The 15,226-nt window shown below is 68.0% G+C and carries 15 protein-coding genes and 1 tRNA gene; 11 read left to right on the top strand and 5 right to left on the bottom strand.

Annotated elements, in window-relative coordinates:
• The first annotated feature begins 58 nt into the window (after positions 1-58).
• From NDI76_RS09560 to NDI76_RS09550, 3 genes are all read left to right on the top strand, one after another.
• Positions 59-1,135, top strand: a complete 1,077-nt coding sequence (locus NDI76_RS09560) for a glutamate--cysteine ligase (RefSeq protein WP_310923782.1) — start codon at positions 59-61, stop codon at positions 1,133-1,135.
• A gap of 52 nt (positions 1,136-1,187) precedes the next feature.
• On the top strand, positions 1,188-1,715 hold the full coding sequence (locus NDI76_RS09555; protein ID WP_310923781.1) for a helix-turn-helix domain-containing protein: 528 nt from the start codon (positions 1,188-1,190) through the stop codon (positions 1,713-1,715).
• A gap of 67 nt (positions 1,716-1,782) precedes the next feature.
• Positions 1,783-2,283 (top strand): phosphopantetheine adenylyltransferase, encoded by a 501-nt coding sequence (locus tag NDI76_RS09550; RefSeq protein WP_310923780.1) that lies wholly within the window; start codon positions 1,783-1,785, stop codon positions 2,281-2,283.
• A 35-nt stretch (positions 2,284-2,318) separates the two neighbouring features.
• Here the strand turns inward: NDI76_RS09550 and NDI76_RS09545 are convergent, their stop codons facing one another.
• Complete coding sequence (locus tag NDI76_RS09545; protein ID WP_310923779.1) at positions 2,319-2,627, bottom strand: transcription initiation factor IIB family protein; 309 nt, start codon at positions 2,625-2,627, stop codon at positions 2,319-2,321.
• Between the two features lie 166 nt (positions 2,628-2,793).
• On the opposite strand from NDI76_RS09545, the gene NDI76_RS09540 reads away from it, so the two are divergent.
• From NDI76_RS09540 to NDI76_RS09520, 5 genes are all read left to right on the top strand, one after another.
• A tRNA-Leu gene (locus tag NDI76_RS09540) sits at positions 2,794-2,878 on the top strand.
• Positions 2,879-3,284: 406 nt separating this feature from the next.
• Positions 3,285-4,106 carry a diadenylate cyclase gene (gene dacZ / locus NDI76_RS09535; RefSeq protein ID WP_310923778.1) on the top strand — a complete coding sequence of 274 codons (822 nt, stop codon included), beginning with the start codon at positions 3,285-3,287 and terminating at the stop codon, positions 4,104-4,106.
• Entirely contained in the window at positions 4,106-4,954 is an 849-nt protein-coding gene (locus NDI76_RS09530) for a mechanosensitive ion channel family protein (protein ID WP_310923777.1), read from the top strand. Before dacZ ends, NDI76_RS09530 begins: the two co-directional genes overlap by 1 nt.
• 90 nt (positions 4,955-5,044) lie before the next feature.
• Positions 5,045-5,773 carry a hypothetical protein gene (locus NDI76_RS09525; RefSeq protein ID WP_310923776.1) on the top strand — a complete coding sequence of 243 codons (729 nt, stop codon included), beginning with the start codon at positions 5,045-5,047 and terminating at the stop codon, positions 5,771-5,773.
• A 50-nt stretch (positions 5,774-5,823) separates the two neighbouring features.
• Positions 5,824-6,861: a sensor histidine kinase gene (locus NDI76_RS09520; RefSeq protein ID WP_310923775.1), complete on the top strand. Its 1,038-nt coding sequence runs from the start codon at positions 5,824-5,826 to the stop codon at positions 6,859-6,861.
• Between the two features lie 143 nt (positions 6,862-7,004).
• On the opposite strand, the gene NDI76_RS09515 is transcribed toward NDI76_RS09520, so the two are convergent.
• Positions 7,005-7,562, bottom strand: a complete 558-nt coding sequence (locus tag NDI76_RS09515; RefSeq protein ID WP_310923774.1) for an acyltransferase — start codon at positions 7,560-7,562, stop codon at positions 7,005-7,007.
• A 59-nt stretch (positions 7,563-7,621) separates the two neighbouring features.
• Positions 7,622-8,914: a phosphoribosylamine--glycine ligase gene (gene purD, locus NDI76_RS09510; protein WP_310923773.1), complete on the bottom strand. Its 1,293-nt coding sequence runs from the start codon at positions 8,912-8,914 to the stop codon at positions 7,622-7,624.
• A gap of 162 nt (positions 8,915-9,076) precedes the next feature.
• Between purD and NDI76_RS09505 the strand changes: the two genes are divergently transcribed.
• Both NDI76_RS09505 and NDI76_RS09500 read left to right on the top strand, forming a co-directional pair.
• Positions 9,077-10,480 carry an outer membrane protein assembly factor BamB family protein gene (locus NDI76_RS09505; RefSeq protein ID WP_310923772.1) on the top strand — a complete coding sequence of 468 codons (1,404 nt, stop codon included), beginning with the start codon at positions 9,077-9,079 and terminating at the stop codon, positions 10,478-10,480.
• A 107-nt stretch (positions 10,481-10,587) separates the two neighbouring features.
• A complete protein-coding gene (locus NDI76_RS09500; RefSeq protein ID WP_310923771.1) occupies positions 10,588-12,765 on the top strand; it encodes a thioredoxin domain-containing protein in 2,178 nt (725 codons plus the stop codon).
• A 3-nt stretch (positions 12,766-12,768) separates the two neighbouring features.
• On the opposite strand, the gene NDI76_RS09495 is transcribed toward NDI76_RS09500, so the two are convergent.
• Together NDI76_RS09495 and NDI76_RS09490 are read right to left on the bottom strand one after the other, a co-directional pair.
• A complete protein-coding gene (locus tag NDI76_RS09495) occupies positions 12,769-13,575 on the bottom strand; it encodes a hypothetical protein (protein ID WP_310923770.1) in 807 nt (268 codons plus the stop codon).
• 33 nt (positions 13,576-13,608) lie between these two features.
• Positions 13,609-13,995 (bottom strand): thioredoxin family protein, encoded by a 387-nt coding sequence (locus NDI76_RS09490; RefSeq protein ID WP_310923769.1) that lies wholly within the window; start codon positions 13,993-13,995, stop codon positions 13,609-13,611.
• 193 nt (positions 13,996-14,188) lie between these two features.
• On the opposite strand from NDI76_RS09490, the gene NDI76_RS09485 reads away from it, so the two are divergent.
• Positions 14,189-15,220, top strand: a complete 1,032-nt coding sequence (locus NDI76_RS09485) for a PLP-dependent cysteine synthase family protein (protein ID WP_310923768.1) — start codon at positions 14,189-14,191, stop codon at positions 15,218-15,220.
• The last annotated feature ends 6 nt before the right edge of the window (positions 15,221-15,226 follow it).

Raw genomic sequence — 15,226 nt, 5'->3', positions numbered from 1 at the left:
CCGCACGGGTCGCCGGGGTCCACGACCTATTTAATCGGCCCCCCCGAACGACCGTGCGATGGAACTAGGGTCCGCGGACGCCTTCGACCGGATGGGCACGCTCGGCGTCGAAGAGGAGTTCTACATCGTCGACGGCGACGGCCGTCCCGCGTCGGGCATCTCGGACCTCGTCTACGACAACCCCCCCGAGGGGCTCCTCGACGACCGCATCGACCACGAACTCTTTAAGTTCACCGTCGAGACGCAGACGCCCCTCATCGAAGACCCCGCGGAGGCGGGAGAGACGGTCCGCGCCGTCCGGGAGGCCCTCGTCGACCACGCGGCCAACCACGGCTACCGCATCGCCGCGGCAGGCCTCCATCCGGCGGCGAAGTGGCGCGAACTCGACCACGCGACGAAACCGCGGTACAAGTCGCAACTCGACCGCATCCAGTACCCCCAGCACCGAAACACGACCGCCGGCCTGCACGTCCACGTCGGCGTCGACGACGCGGACAAGGCGACGTGGGTCGCCAACGAGGCGCGGTGGTACCTCCCGCCGCTGCTCGCCCTGTCGGCGAACTCCCCCTTCTGGAACGGGTTCGACACGGGCCTCTCCTCGGCGCGGGCGAAGATATTCGAGAACCTCCCGAACACCGGGATGCCCTCGCGCTTCTCGGACTTCGAGGCGTTCCGGGAGTTCGAGCGCCGGATGGTCGAGTTCGGGTCCATCGAGGACCGCGGCGAACTCTGGTTCGACGTGCGCCCGCACACCGGCCACGGCACCGTCGAGGTCCGGACGCCCGACGCGCAGTCGGACCCCGCGAAGACGATGGCGTTCGTCGAGTACGTCCACGCCCTCGTCCTCGACTTGGCCGAACGCTACGAGGACGGCGAGTCGGGGACGGACCTCCGTCGGGAACTCCTCGACGAGAACAAGTGGCGCGCGACGCGGCACGGCCACGACGCCGAGTTCGTCGCCCGGGACGCCGAGGGAACGGTGTCGCTCGGCGAGTTCGTCGACCGGGAGTGCGACCGACTCGGCGTCGACGGCCTCCGCAGCGTGTACGACGTCGAGAGCGGAACCGAGCGACAGCGACGGATTCACGCCGAATCGGGTCTCGACGCCCTCTGTGAACGTCTGTGTCTCGACTAACCGTTCGGAAAGGTTTTTAAGTGGCTGGTTTTGACCTATGGGGCAGAACAGTATGTCTGCGGACGACACTCCCGACGACACGAGAGAGGAGGGTTCGGAGGGCGACGAGGTGGCCGACCCGACCGAAACGCCCTCAGAGCAGTCGACCCGCGAGCGACTCGAAGCGGAGGCCGACCGGGCCGTCTCGGAGTTCGACGAGAACATCGTCGACCTCTTGGCGTGGTTGCTCGACACGGAGACGCGCGCCCGCATCTACGTCTATCTCCGGCAGAACCCCCACACCACGAGCGACGAGGTGGCCGACGGCACCGGCCTCTACCCCAGCACCGTCCGCGAGGCACTCGCCGAACTCCACACCGAGGAGACGGTGACGCGGCGCAAGCGCAAGAACTCCGGCGCAGGTAACAACCCCTACGAGTACACCGCCATCCCGCCGAGCGACCTCGTCCAGAGCGTCGTCGGACAGGTCCAATCGCAACTGAACACGGTCTTCAACCTCGACCGGCGTCTGCTCGGGGACGACGAGGCGGGCGATATCGAACCCGTCACCATCACCGTCCGCCCGGACGCCGAGGACTGAATCCGAACCCGCCGTCCGCGCCTCCGTAAGCCGACCTTTTTAAGTCGAGAGCCGCCGACCCCCGGGTATGAACGTCGCGCTGGGCGGGACCTTCGACCCGGTTCACGACGGCCACCTCGCACTGTTCGCGAGGGCCTTCGAACTCGGCGACGTGACCGTCGGTCTCACGAGCGACGAACTCGCACCGAAGACCCGCCACGTCGACCGGTACGTCCGGCCGTTCGAGGAGCGAAAGCGCGACCTGACGAACCATCTACGACCGCTGGCCGAAGAGCACGACCGGGAGTTCGACATCCGGGAACTCGACGAACCGACCGGCATCGCCACCGAACCCGGCTTCGACGTGCTCATCGTCTCTCCGGAGACGAAAGACGGCGGCGCGCGGGTGAACGAGATTCGGGAGGCGCGTGACCTCGACCCCCTCGACATCGAAGTGGTCGACCACGTCGCCGCCGAGGACGGCGAGCGCATCTCCTCGACGCGCATCATCCGGGGAGAGATAGACCGCCACGGCAACCTCACGCCCGAACGCGACGGCCGCGAGGCGACCCGCCCGGACGACGCCTGAGTCCGCGTTCGATTTCGGTTCTCACCGTCTCCGTCTCACCACGTCGGCGGCCGAAAGCCCGCGTCTTCGAGGATGTCCTTCCAGCGCTGCTGGATGCTAAGCCGGGTCACATCCATCGCGTCGGCGACGCGCGACTGCGAGCGCTCCTCGCCGGCGATGAGCGCGGCGGCGTACAGGCTCGCGGCGGCGACGGCGCGCTTCGAGCGGTCGGTGTCGGGCACGTGCGAGAGGAACATGTCGCTCGCGTACGACCGCGCTTCGGACCCGAGTTCCAAGCGGTCCCCGCCCGCCTCGATTCGCTGCAACCACTCCTCGTTGTCGACCCTGTCCCGGGCGCTGTACATACTGAGTGCTCCGCGTCGACGCACTTGACGCTTGCTCCGAACGACCCCGCGAATCGGCCGACGGGGTCGATTCCGCGGTCTGGGGGCTCCGTTGGGAGCCTCCGCCGGTGCTTGACTCGCCGACGAACGACAACTTCTTACCTCGATTCCTGATACTATCCACTGCGCGCGGGTAGCCAAGCTAGGCCAACGGCGCAGCGCTTAGGACGCTGTCTCGTAGGAGTCCGCCGGTTCGAATCCGGTCCCGCGCACTTCTCCGCTCTGAACGGATGTGAAGAGCGGGAAGTGCGAAACGAGCGGATTCGAAGCAGGGAGCGAACGGAGTGAGCGACCGGGGTTCGAATCCGGTCCCGCGCATACTGCCTCGAACGAACGTGAGAGGCATGTATGCGCAACGGAGGAACTCGAACGTCGAAACGAACGAAGCGAGTTTCGGAAGTTCGAATCCGGTCCCGCGCATGGCTTCTCAGAACGTCGGTCACGACAGAGAACCAAGTCCATCCTTCCGACGTCGATTCAACCGCTCGCATCCGCTCACTCGCCCTCGGTCGGCCGTTCTCGCGCTCACCCCACACCGATTGTCTGACGCACGTCAGTCGATATCACCTCCGAGAACGTCCCACAAGCCTTTTTCTCGCTGCAGATGACGTGTAGGTGATGGTGGCGCTATCGGACCTCCTCGACGATGTCGTGGCGGACGTGGACGCGTTGTTCGTGTTCTCTCCCAGCAGTTCGTACTACGAGCGGTTCACCGACCCCGACTCGAACCTCGACACGCCCATCGTAGTCGTCGCACCCGAGAACGCCGTCGACGCGGAGACGTACATCGAACTCCCCTTGGAGTTCAACAACGTCCGCGACCGCATCCGCTTCGGTATCGAGGGTGCGATGGAGGCCGGCGTCGTCGAGGAGGGCGACGTCGTCGCCTGCAACGTCGCCGTGTTCGACGGCGACCAGGACGCGGTCATCCGCGTCCGCGTCGAAGAGAAGATGCGCTCGGGCATCTACGACCTGTTCGCCAACTCCCGCGCGGACCCGAGCGTCATCCGCGACGTGTTCGAGGTGGCCATCGAACTCGGCAAGAAGGGACAGAAGGGCAAGCCCGTCGGGGCGTTGTTCGTCGTCGGCGACGCCGGCAAGGTGATGAACAAGTCCCGACCGCTGTCGTACAACCCCTTCGAGAAGTCGCACGTCCACGTCGGCGACCCCATCGTGAACGTGATGCTCAAGGAGTTCTCGCGCCTCGACGGCGCCTTCATCATCTCCGACTCGGGGAAGATCGTCAGCGCCTACCGCTACCTCGAACCCGCCGCGGAGGGGGTCGACATCCCGAAGGGCCTCGGCGCGCGCCACATGTCCGGTGCGGCTATCACCCGCGATACGAACACGACGAGCATCGTGCTCTCGGAGTCCGACGGCCTCGTCCGCGCGTTCAAGGGCGGAAAGATGATCCTGGAGATCGATCCGGAGGACTACTGATGACGCCCGCGGTGACGCTCTGGACGGCGCAGACCGGCGTGCCGACCGAGGCGCCCGACGCGCCCGAGGCGGCCGAACCGTTCCTCTCGGAGATATTCGGCCTCCTCCCTCGGGATATCTGGTTCGCACTCGTCGTCCTCGTCGTCGGCGTCGCCGTCGCCCTCCTCCTCGGGACGCTCACGCGACGGGTCCTCGAAGGACTCGGCGTTCCGGACTCCATCGAGGGGACGTCGTTCGAGCGGACCGCGCGCAACTTCGACACCTCGACGGTCGAACTGCTCGGGTGGTTGGTCCGCTACTTCGTCGTCGGCGTCGCCGTCCTCGCCGCGCTCTCCATCGCGAACGTGAACTACGCCGACCGCTTCTGGAGTCAGGTCGTCGAGTTCCTCCCGATGCTGTTCTTCGCGGTGGTCATCGTCATCGTCGGCATCGTCGTCGGCGACAAAGTGGGACTGCTCATCGCGGAGCGACTGCGCGGCGTCAAACTCCCGCAGGTGGGCGTCATTCCCGCGGCCGCGAAGTTCACCGTGTTCTTCCTCGCGGCGCTCATCGCCCTCTCGCAACTCGGCGTCGCCACGACGGCGCTCGTCGTCCTCCTGGCCGCGTACCTGTTCGCCGTGGTGTTCCTCGGCGGCATCGCCTTCCGGGACATGCTCCAGTCGGGCGCGGCGGGGACGTACCTGCTTCTCACGCAACCCTACGCTATCGGCGACGAGATTCGCGTCGGCGACACCGACGGCATCGTCCAGGAAGTCGACCTGTTCGTCACGCACGTCGAGGACGACGGCGAGGAGTACATCGTCCCCAACCGGAAAGTGTTCGACGAGGGTATCGTCCGTGTGCGGTGATAGCGCCCGAATCTGACAAGTCAGTTACCAAAACTGTTTTGCGCTGTCACGGGGACTATCGCCCGAACGCGAACCTCCCGCACAGCATACATGACTCCGGACCTCCCCCCGACGCTCCGCTCCGACGCTCCCTCCACCGCGGCACGCGACGTAGCGGAGACCCTCCTCGAAGCGTTCTATCAGCAGGACATACGTGAGGAGTGCCTCCTGCGAGGCGACGTCGCGGGCGCCGTCGAGGCGGCCGACGCGAGCACCGAAGCGATGGCCGCGGTGTTCCGAGCGGAGTTCCCCGAACGCCCGCCCGAACGCGCCGAACGCGCCGGACGGACGTTCGCGCGCGCCCTGTTCGTTCAGGACGAAATCGAGAACTGGTCCGCACTCCGGGCGAACGCCGCGGCGTTCGACCGCCCCGCGACGGAGTTTCTCTTCACCGACCTCTCGGAGGCGTACGACGGGGACGTCGCGGACGACCCCCGCTGGGAGGTGGTTCGGAACCTGCTCTGTCGCGTCTGCGCGGAGACCGGTATCGACGCGGCCTACGGCGAGCGTCAGACCGAGTTCTGGCGGCAGCACGGCCAACGCGACGAGAACTGGGTCCGGACGGCGCTCGAAGCGCACCGGCTGAAAGTCGAGGCGATGGTCACGGGGTGCGAAGCGGACGAGGCGGCGGCGCTCTCGGAGTGCTTTCTCTCGGGGGTGAAGCTACACGACCGGTGGAGTCGCGCCGACCGCGACCGCGACCTCGACGCGATCCGCGAAATCGTCGCCGCGTACTACCACCGGGTCTTCGAACTCAGGGGTACCCCTCCCTCGGCGTGACCGACCTGTCGAACCCGGAGGATAAAATACTCTGGGCGTCTGGTGAGAGTGTGGAGTGGAGCCCCGACGAAGACGACGTCCGCCTCGGCGGTGAAGTGTACCGCCAAGCCTTCCGTAGCACCGGCGCTCCCGCGCTCATCGCCGACCCCAACTTCGTCATCCGAGACGTCAACGATAGTGGTCTGGAGTTTCTCGGCTACCGACCGGGCGAACTCGTCGGGCGCTCGGCGGCCGAGATATCCGGCGAGGACGACATCTACGCCGACATCGTCGACCACCTCTCGCGCGGCGAGACGTGGAGCGGTCGGTTCGTCGCCCGAACGAGCGACGGCGACAAGGTGTACGGCCGCGGAACCGCGGCTCCCATCCTCGTCGACGACGACGTCGAAGGCGTCGTCGCCATCTTCGTCGACACGACGAAACAACAGCAGTACGAGAACGCCTCGGAGGTGTTGAACCGACTGCTGAGACACGACCTGCGGAACGAACTCAACGTGATGTACGGCCACATCCAGCGGGCGCAGTCGGCCGACTCGGAGGAGGAGGCGACCGAGAGTCTCCAGAAGGCCCAGAAGCTCATCCTCGAAATCGTCCGCAAGTCCGAGCGCGCGCGCGACCTGCGCGACCTGTTGGAGCGGTCGTACGCCGCGACCAACCGCCCCGTCCGCCTCGACATCGTTCTCAACAACGCGATGGTCGAGGTGATGCGGGAGTTTCCCGGCGCGACGTTCCGTTTCGAGGTGTTTCCGGAAGTCGTCGTCAACGCGGACGACCTGCTGTCGACGGCGGTGGAGGCGGTGTTGGAGAACGCCGTCGCGCACAACGACGCCGACGACCCGGTCGTCACCGTCGACGTGGAGGTCAACGAGGACCACGTCGTCCTCTCCGTCGCCGACAACGGCCCCGGCGTGCCGGAGTCCCAACGCGACCTGATCTTCGGGCGCGAGGAGTACGACCAACTCCACCACGGCACCGGAATCAGCCTGTTCTTCGCCGACAGCGTCTTCGATAGCTACGGCGGCGACATCTGGGTGGAGAGCAACGACTCGAACGGCGCGACGTTCAAAATCCGACTGGCGCGCGTCTGACCCACCGACGCTTCCGCTCTAACTCTCCGTCCTCCCCGCCGTCGGATTCGTGCCTCCGGACCCCTACGCGCGGATGCTGTGGCTCTGGGCGTCGGTAGTCGTCGCCGCCCCCGCCTCGTACTACGTCTCTTTCGGGGCCGTAGTCAGTCGTCGTTATCGCTATCGCCGTCGCCGTCTTCGAACTCCGCGCTCGACATCGGACGGGCGGGGACGCCCGCCACCGTCGTCCCCGGCGGCACGTCCCGCGTGACGAGCGAGTTCGCGGCCACCTGCGCGTCCTCGCCGACGGTGACCCCCGGGAGAATCACGGCCTTCGCGCCTATCATCGCCCGGTCTTCGAGGACGACTTCCCCGGTTCGGTACTCCTCCTGCAAGAACTCGTGGCAGAGGAGGACCGAGTCGTAGCCGACGATGACGTCGTCGCCGAGCGTGATGAGTTCGGGCCAGAACACGTCCGGGGTGGCTTCGAGGCCCCACGAGACGCCGCTGCCGACGGTGACGCCGAGTCGCCGGAGCGCCCAGTTCTTCCACCGGAAGAACGGCGCAACCCGGGCCACCCACACGAGGAGGTAGTTCAGCGTCACCCGCCACACCGGCTTGGCGTCGGTCCAGTACTGGAGGGAGTTCAGGGGGCCGGGCGTCGGATGCGAGGTCACCCGGCGGTGTCGGGGTCCCGCCGCGTCGTCGGTGTCGTCGCTCACGTCCGTCGATTGGTCGCGTTCGTACAAAAGGCTCCGCAGTCGTACGGTGCCGACTCCGCTTACTCCCCGCGCAACTCGGCCATGTGGTCGATTCGCTGCTGCACCAACTCCGGTTTGCCGATGTCGTGCCGGATACGCAGGCCCTCGCCGGCCGCCGAGAGGGCCGCCTCGGCCGCCTCCTCGGCCGCCTCGATTGTGTCCTCGACGCCGACGACGGCGAACGACCGCGAGGTGGTGGTGTAGAGGCCGTCCTCGCGGGCGTCGACGCTGGCGTAGAAGAGGAGGGCGTCTCCCGCGCTCTCCTCGTCGACGTCGATTTTCGCCCCCGAGTCGGGGTCCGTCGGGTAGCCGCCGGGGACGGCGTACTTGCAGACGGTCGCCTTCCCGGCGAACGCCAGTTCGGGCAACGTCTCGCCGTCGCGGGCGGCGGTCACCACGTCGAGGAACGGCGTTTCGAGGACGGGCAGGGTGTTCATCGCCTCCGGGTCGCCGAAGCGGGCGTTGAACTCGACGACCTTGACCCCCTCGGTGGTCAGCATGAACTGCCCGTAGAGGACGCCCTTGTAGTCGTCCAGCGACCCCACGACGGCCTCCAACACCTCGACGGCCTCGGTGTACTCCTCGAACGACATGAACGGCAGTTCCGCGGCCGAATCGCTGTAACTGCCCATGCCGCCCGTGTTCGGCCCCTCGTCGCCCTCGTAGGCGCGCTTGTGGTCCTGCACGGCGGGCGTCGGGCGCACCTCGCCGTTCGCCACGAACGCCTGCACGGTGAACTCCTCGCCGACGAGACGCTCTTCGAGGACGACTTCGTCGTACTCGGAGTCGCGGAGGTACTCCTTGGCCTCCGCTTTGGTCACTTGGTCGCCGGTGACCTTCACGCCCTTTCCACCGGTGAGGCCGGCGGGCTTGACGGCCAAGTCGCCCTCGTAGTCGTCGATGTAGGCGCAGGCCTCCTCGGTGTCCTCGAAGACGGCGAAGTCCGGACAGCCCGGAACGTCGTGGTCGGCCATGAACTCCCGCTGAAAGGCCTTGTCCGTCTCGATGCGCGCGTCGTTGGACTTCGGACCGAACGTGTAGACGCCGGCGTCGTCCAACGCGTCGGCGACGCCCGCTTCGAGGGCCGACTCGGGGCCGACGACGGCGACGTCTGCGCCGACGTCCTCGGCGTAGGCGACGATGGCGTCGGCGTCCGTCTCCGACACCTGCTCGAATCCGGCCGAGAGCGACGCGATGCCGGGGTTGCGGTTGCTCGCGCAGGCGTACAGTTCGCAGTCCGAATCCGCCGTCAGGGCGCGCGCGATGGCGTGTTCGCGGCCGCCGCCGCCGACGAGGAGCGCAGTCTCCGTCATACTCGCCTGACCTCGGCACGGGAGTGTAAAGATTGCTCTTCAGGAGGGCAAATATGTGCGCGTTCGTGCATACGACCCCCTCTCGACGCGACGCCCGCACGTCTGTCAAACCGACGTTTGACCCACCAGAAGACCCTTTCCGTCCTCTTTCCGAGTGGGCGTATGGTCTCTCGCAGACGCTTTCTCCATCTCGGCGCCGGCGCGGCGACGGCGACGGCGGCCGCCGGATGCATCGGCAGTTCGCACGGCGGCGACGACACCGTGCCGGTCACCGACGCGTCAGAACCGACCGACGGGACGACGACGGGAGAGAACGGGGACGAGTCCGCGTCCCCCCTCGACCTTTCCGAATGGAATCCAGATTGGACGCTGTCGTTCGACGACGCGAACGTGCTCGGACTCGACGCGGACGGTTCCGGTCCGCTGTTCGCCGCCGTGAGCGACGAGGGCGGCGACGCCGCCGTCGCGGCCGTCGACCCCGCCGACGAATCGGTCCGCTGGCGGACGGCGATGGACGGCGAAGCGGTCGCCGGGTCGCACGCCTCGGCGCGGGGCATCGCCCGCGGCGGGTGGGGAACGACGCTCTCCGGCGACGCCGTCTACGCCGTCGCCGGCCGGGCGGACGAACGGGAGTGGACTGCCCTGCACGCCCTCGACCGCTCGACCGGCGAGCGTCGCTGGTCGCTCCGACGAAATCGGCGGCTCTCGGTCGCCGGCGTCTCCGACGGCCTCCTCGTCGCCGCGGGACTGGAGTTCTTCCCGCCGCCGGGCGTGACGCCGACCAGCCATCAGACGCCCGAGGAACCCCTCACGACCGTCGTCTACGGACTCGACGCGGACGACGGAGGCGTCCGCTGGACGCGGAAGTTCGAGGCCGTCTCCGACGTCGGCGTCGGTTCTGAAGGGGTGTACGTCGCCGCCGGGGACCGTCTGGTCTGTCTCCACCTCGACGGCGAGACGCGGTTCACGCTCGGCGGCGGCGCTCCCGCGAGACGGGTCGAGGTCGACGGCGACCGGGCGTTCCTACTCACGGGGGAGGACGGGAACGCGACGCTCTCGGGCGTCGCCCCGAACGGCGACGTGGACTGGCGACTCTCCGCGCCCGTCGGGGAACTGCTCCTCGGCGAGGACCGACTGTACGCCGGCGGCGACGCGGTTCTCGCCGTCGACGCCGACGGCGCAGTCGACTGGCGCGACGACGGCTACGGCCGGTGGCTCCTCCTCGACCCGGACGGTGACACGCTGTACACGCGGTCTGGGGTGGCGGCGGACGCCGCGACGGCGTACGACGCGGTCGGTTCGGGCGACGCGGACGGGGGAGCGCGCTGGACGTTCGACCCGCCGTCGGACAACGCGTGGCCGGAGGCGGCGACGGCCGACAGCCTCGTCGCCACCGCTATCACCGCCGACGACGCGGACGACCCGTTCTACACCGTCTACTCGGTGACCGGGGACGGCGAGGCGACGAAGTCGTTCGGCGTCGACACCGTCTTCGACGCGCTCGGACTCGACGGAGCGGTTTACGTGGGCGACGGCGAGTCGAACCTGTTGGCTCTGACCCCCTGAGCGCGCGCGGCCGTTGCTACGTCTGCCGCCATCGGTTCCTCGGCGCCGACCCCGTCGGCCTCGCCGTCTCCACGTCCCTTTAGTCTCCGCGGCGTCGTCTCTCACCCATGAGTGACGCGACGGGGCGAAATCGGCTCGGCGACGAACAGAGCCCGTACCTCCGACAGCACGCCGACAACCCGGTCAACTGGCAGCCGTGGGACGAGGCGGCCCTCGAAACCGCCCGCGAGGAGGACAAACCTATCTTCCTCTCGGTGGGCTACTCGGCGTGTCACTGGTGTCACGTCATGGCCGACGAGAGCTTCGAGGACGAGGCGGTGGCGCGGGTGCTCAACGAGTCGTTCGTCCCCATCAAAGTGGACAGAGAGGAGCGACCCGACTTAGACCGGATATATCAAACCATCTGCCAACTCGTCTCCGGCGGCGGCGGGTGGCCGCTGTCGGTGTGGCTTACTCCTGAAGGAAAGCCGTTCTACGTCGGGACGTACTTCCCGAAAGAGGAACGCCGAGATAGAGGAAACGTCCCCGGATTCCTCGACCTCTGCGAGTCGTTCGCGAACGCGTGGGAGACCGACAGAGAGGAGATAGAGAACCGGGCGCAGCAGTGGACCGACGCGTTGAAGGACCAGTTGGAGGAGACGCCCGACGAGGTGGGCGAGGCGCCCGGGACGGAGGTGCTCGGCGAGGTTGCGAAGGCCGCCCTGCGCGGCGCGGACCGCGAGTACGGCGGGTTCGGGTCCGGCGGGCCGAAGTTCCCCCAACCGGGCCGCGTCGAGGCGCTTCTCCGTTCCTACGTCCACTCCGACGAGGAGGAACCGCTCGACGTGGCGATGGAGACGCTGGACGCGATGGCCGGCGGCGGGATGTACGACCACGTCGGCGGCGGCTTCCACCGCTACGCCACCGACCGGCAGTGGACCGTCCCGCACTTCGAGAAGATGCTGTACGACAACGCGGAGATTCCCCGCGTCTACCTCGCCGCTCACCGACTGACGGGTCGGGAGGACTACGCCGACATCGCCCGCGAGACGTTCGACTTCGTTTCGCGCGAACTCCGCCACCCCGACGGCGGCTTCTACAGCACGCTCGACGCCCAGAGCGGCGGCGAGGAGGGGACGTTCTACGTCTGGACGCCCGAACAAGTGCGCGACGCACTTGACGACGAGGCGCGCGCCGACGTGTTCTGCGACTACTACGGCGTCACCGCCGGCGGCAACTTCGAGAACGGCACCACCGTCCTCACCGTCTCGACGCCGATAGACCAGGTGGCCGAAGAGCACGGCCTAACGACCGACGAAGCGGTCGACCATCTCGACGCCGCCCGCGAGACGCTGTTCGAGGCGCGCGAGTCGCGGACGCGCCCGCCGCGCGACGAGAAGGTGCTCGCCGGCTGGAACGGGCTGATGATTTCGAGCCTCGCGCAGGGGTCGCTCGTCCTCGGCGACGAGTACGCCGAACGCGCGGCCGACGCGCTCGGATTCGTTCGCGAGCACCTGTGGGACTCAGATACAGGGCGGCTCTCCCGCCGGTTCAAGGACGGCGACGTGAAGGGCGACGGCTACCTCGAAGACTACGCGTTCCTCGCGCGCGGCGCGTTCGACCTCTACCAGGCCACCGGCGACGTCGACCACCTCGCGTTCGCCGTCGACCTCTCGCGGACGCTGGTCGACCTGTTCTACGAGGAGTCGGCGGGGACGCTGTACTTCACGCCCGCCGACGGCGAGGCGCTGGTCACCCGTCCGCAGGAGCTACAGGACCAGTCGACGCCCTCCAGCGTCGGCGTCGCCGCCTCCCTGCTCCTCGACCTCGATTCGTTCGCCCCCGACGCCGACTTCGCCGCCGTCGCGGGGTCGGTGCTCGACACGCACGCCGACCGGATTCGGGGGCGGCCGCTCGAACACGTCTCGCTCGCCCTCGCTAGCGAGAAGCGCGCCCGCGGCGGGTCGGAAATCGTCGTCGCGGCCGACTCGCTCCCCGAGTCGTTCCGCCAGACGCTGGCCGCGCGCTACGTCCCCGGGTCGGTCCTCTCGGTCCGACCGCCGACGGACGACGACCTGTCGCCGTGGCTCGACGCTCTCGGCCTCGCGGAGGCGCCGCCCGTCTGGAAGGGCAGAGAGATGCGTGACGGCGACCCGACAGTTTACGCCTGCGAGGGACGGGCCTGTTCGCCGCCGGCGCACTCGGTAGACGAGGCGCTCTCGTGGTTCGGCGGCGACGGCGGCCTCGACGTGGAGCCTTCAGACGTGGACCTCGACGAGTCGGAACTGAACTTCGACGACGAATAGCGCTTAGACCCGAATCTCGCGGCCGTCGTAGCGTCGGAGCGTTTCGGCGAGGAAGTCAGCGACTCGCTCCGCTCGCTGCTCGTCGCCGCAGGGAAGCGCCCCCGGCGGTCGGTGCAGTTTCTCCAGCGTCCACGACAGCGCCTTTCCTATCGGGTCCTCGGAGAGCGGTTCGCCGAGGTCCCACGCCAGTTCGAGCGTCGTTCCGTCGTCGGCCGTGCGGAGTCCTCTGAGCTTCGAGACGCCGTAGCAACTGGTCCGCCGTCCGTCTAGCGTCTCCTTGCAGACGGCGGGGCCGACGCTCCATCGCCGATTCCCGGCCTCCCACTCGTCGTGCGGTTCGACCGGGACGAAACAGGCTTCGAGGCCCGCGAGCGAGGCTTCCGCCGCCGCGAACGCGTCTTCCCGAAGTACGTCCGCGTCGACGGCGAGGTCCGAGTGGTGCGGAATCGCCGACAGCACCGTCCGACCGTCGCGGACGAGCAGAATCTCGGCGACGAAGTGCGAACCGACGGCGTCGTTCGTCAGTTCGACGAGGCGGCGCATCGCGTCGCGGCCGGGGTCGTCGAGTTCGACGCCCCACGCCGTCCAGCCGTGTTCGTCTCGGTTCGAGAGTCTATCGAACCTTCCGCGAATCGCGTCCCACGCCCACGCGCAGTCTTCGACGTCCGGCGCTTCGTCCAGCCACTCTTCGTCCAGTCTGACGAGTCCGCGGTCCGCGCACGGGAACAGGGCGTCGAGCAGACCGGAGAGGGCGTCGACGTAGTCGCCGCTCAGGAGCGTGTGCGTCCCGTGGAAGTCGGTGGAGGGCATGTCGCCGGAGAGTCGGACGCGGCGACCGTCAGCCTACCGCCGCAGTTCGTCGGCGAGGTAGACGGCGACGGAGACGGGTTCCTCCTCGACGAAGCGGGCTACCTCGTCTCCCTCGCGTTCGACGACGACCGTCGGAATCAGTTCGATGCCGTACTCCTCGACGAGCGGTCCGGTCTTGCTTCCGTCCTCCTCTTTTTCCACCGGGTAATGGTGGATGTTCTCCTCGGGCACCTCGGCGGCGTCGAGGGCGGCCCCGAAGTCGGGCAGTTGGTTGCGGCAGTCGCTGCACCAGTCGCCGCCCCAGATTCGAAAGTCGAGACCCTCTTCGGAGAGCGTCTCGACGGCGTCGGCGTAGGACTCGGCGTCCCAGGCGGGGTTCGCTCGCATCGTCTCTAGCGTTCCGGATTCGGCGTCGGCCATGGGGGTGGATAGCGAACGCGGCGACGTAAACCGCGCGGTGTCGGAGACGCTCGCCAGCGGCGGACGTTCGGACCGTGAGCGTCGGCGGCGAGCGCTGAAACGCCGACGGCGACGAACGGACCGAGACGGAGATATCGGCGTCTCTTGCCCCCGTCCGCCATCGTTTTCGGTCGGAGTCCTCTACTGAACTCGCATGGACGCGAACATCCTCGAAACCATCGGCTCCCCGTTGGTCGAGGTGTCGTCGCCCGAGGGGGCGACGGTGGCGGCGAAGGTGGAGTCGAAGAACCCGGGTGGGTCCGCGAAGGACCGCCCGGCGTTGGCGATGATAGAGGCTGCCGAGCGCGCCGGCGACATCTCGCCGGGCGACAGCCTGGTCGAACCGACCAGCGGCAACACGGGCATCGGCCTCGCGATGGTGTCGGCGACGAAGGGATACGACATGACCATCGTGATGTCCGACTCCGCCTCGAAGGAGCGCCGGGAGATAATGCGCGCCTACGGCGCCGACATCGAACTCGTCGAGGGTGACATCTCCGCGGCGAAAGACCGCGCCGACGAGTTGGAGGCCGAGGGGATGACGCAACTGCGGCAGTTCGAGAACGAGGCGAACCCCCGCGCGCACTACCGGACGACGGCCGAGGAGATTCTCGAACAGGTCGGCGACAGGGAGATAGACGCCCTCGTCGCGGGCGTCGGCACCGGCGGCACCCTCTCGGGTATCGGGCGCCGTCTCCGCGAGGAGTTCCCCGAGATGACCGTCGTCGCCGTCGAACCCGCGGAGAACGCCGTGCTCTCGACGGGCGAGTCCGGCCCGGACGACTACCAGGGGATGGGGCCGGGGTTCGTCAGCCCCAACCTCGATTTGAATCTCGTGGACGACATCGAACTCGTGCCCCTCGAAGAGGCCGAAGCGGAGTGCCGCCGCCTCGCCCGCGAGGAGGGGATACTGGTCGGCCAGTCGTCGGGCGCCTCGAACCTCGCCGCGCGCCGCGTCGCCGAGGAACTCGCCACCCCGGAGGCGGACTGTCCCGAACCGCCCGAACGCTACGTCATCGAGGACGCGGCGGACGACATCCGCGAGGACGTCGAACCCGGAGGCGCCCGCGCCGACGGCGGCCCGGCGGGCGCTGACGGGGGCGCAGAAGCCGACGACTGCCCCCTCGTCCTCACGGTGTTCTGGGACAGCGGCGAACGCTACATGTCCACCGGGATGTTCGACTGAGGCCTC

Origin of the sequence: Halogeometricum sp. S1BR25-6 (assembly GCF_031624495.1) — an archaeon.
GTDB lineage: Archaea > Halobacteriota > Halobacteria > Halobacteriales > Haloferacaceae > Halogeometricum > Halogeometricum salsisoli.
This window is presented reverse-complemented; position numbering and strand designations above follow the sequence as displayed.

Coding starts and splice junctions, on each gene's coding strand:
- NDI76_RS09490 (WP_310923769.1), bottom strand. CDS start 13,995: ATGGCCGACGCCGAATCCGGAACGCTAGAGACGATGCGAGCGAACCCC.
- dacZ (WP_310923778.1), top strand. CDS start 3,285: ATGGTGGCGCTATCGGACCTCCTCGACGATGTCGTGGCGGACGTGGAC.
- purD (WP_310923773.1), bottom strand. CDS start 8,914: ATGACGGAGACTGCGCTCCTCGTCGGCGGCGGCGGCCGCGAACACGCC.
- NDI76_RS09555 (WP_310923781.1), top strand. CDS start 1,188: ATGTCTGCGGACGACACTCCCGACGACACGAGAGAGGAGGGTTCGGAG.
- NDI76_RS09545 (WP_310923779.1), bottom strand. CDS start 2,627: ATGTACAGCGCCCGGGACAGGGTCGACAACGAGGAGTGGTTGCAGCGA.
- NDI76_RS09530 (WP_310923777.1), top strand. CDS start 4,106: ATGACGCCCGCGGTGACGCTCTGGACGGCGCAGACCGGCGTGCCGACC.
- NDI76_RS09495 (WP_310923770.1), bottom strand. CDS start 13,575: ATGCCCTCCACCGACTTCCACGGGACGCACACGCTCCTGAGCGGCGAC.
- NDI76_RS09485 (WP_310923768.1), top strand. CDS start 14,189: ATGGACGCGAACATCCTCGAAACCATCGGCTCCCCGTTGGTCGAGGTG.
- NDI76_RS09550 (WP_310923780.1), top strand. CDS start 1,783: ATGAACGTCGCGCTGGGCGGGACCTTCGACCCGGTTCACGACGGCCAC.
- NDI76_RS09560 (WP_310923782.1), top strand. CDS start 59: ATGGAACTAGGGTCCGCGGACGCCTTCGACCGGATGGGCACGCTCGGC.
- NDI76_RS09525 (WP_310923776.1), top strand. CDS start 5,045: ATGACTCCGGACCTCCCCCCGACGCTCCGCTCCGACGCTCCCTCCACC.
- NDI76_RS09505 (WP_310923772.1), top strand. CDS start 9,077: ATGGTCTCTCGCAGACGCTTTCTCCATCTCGGCGCCGGCGCGGCGACG.
- NDI76_RS09500 (WP_310923771.1), top strand. CDS start 10,588: ATGAGTGACGCGACGGGGCGAAATCGGCTCGGCGACGAACAGAGCCCG.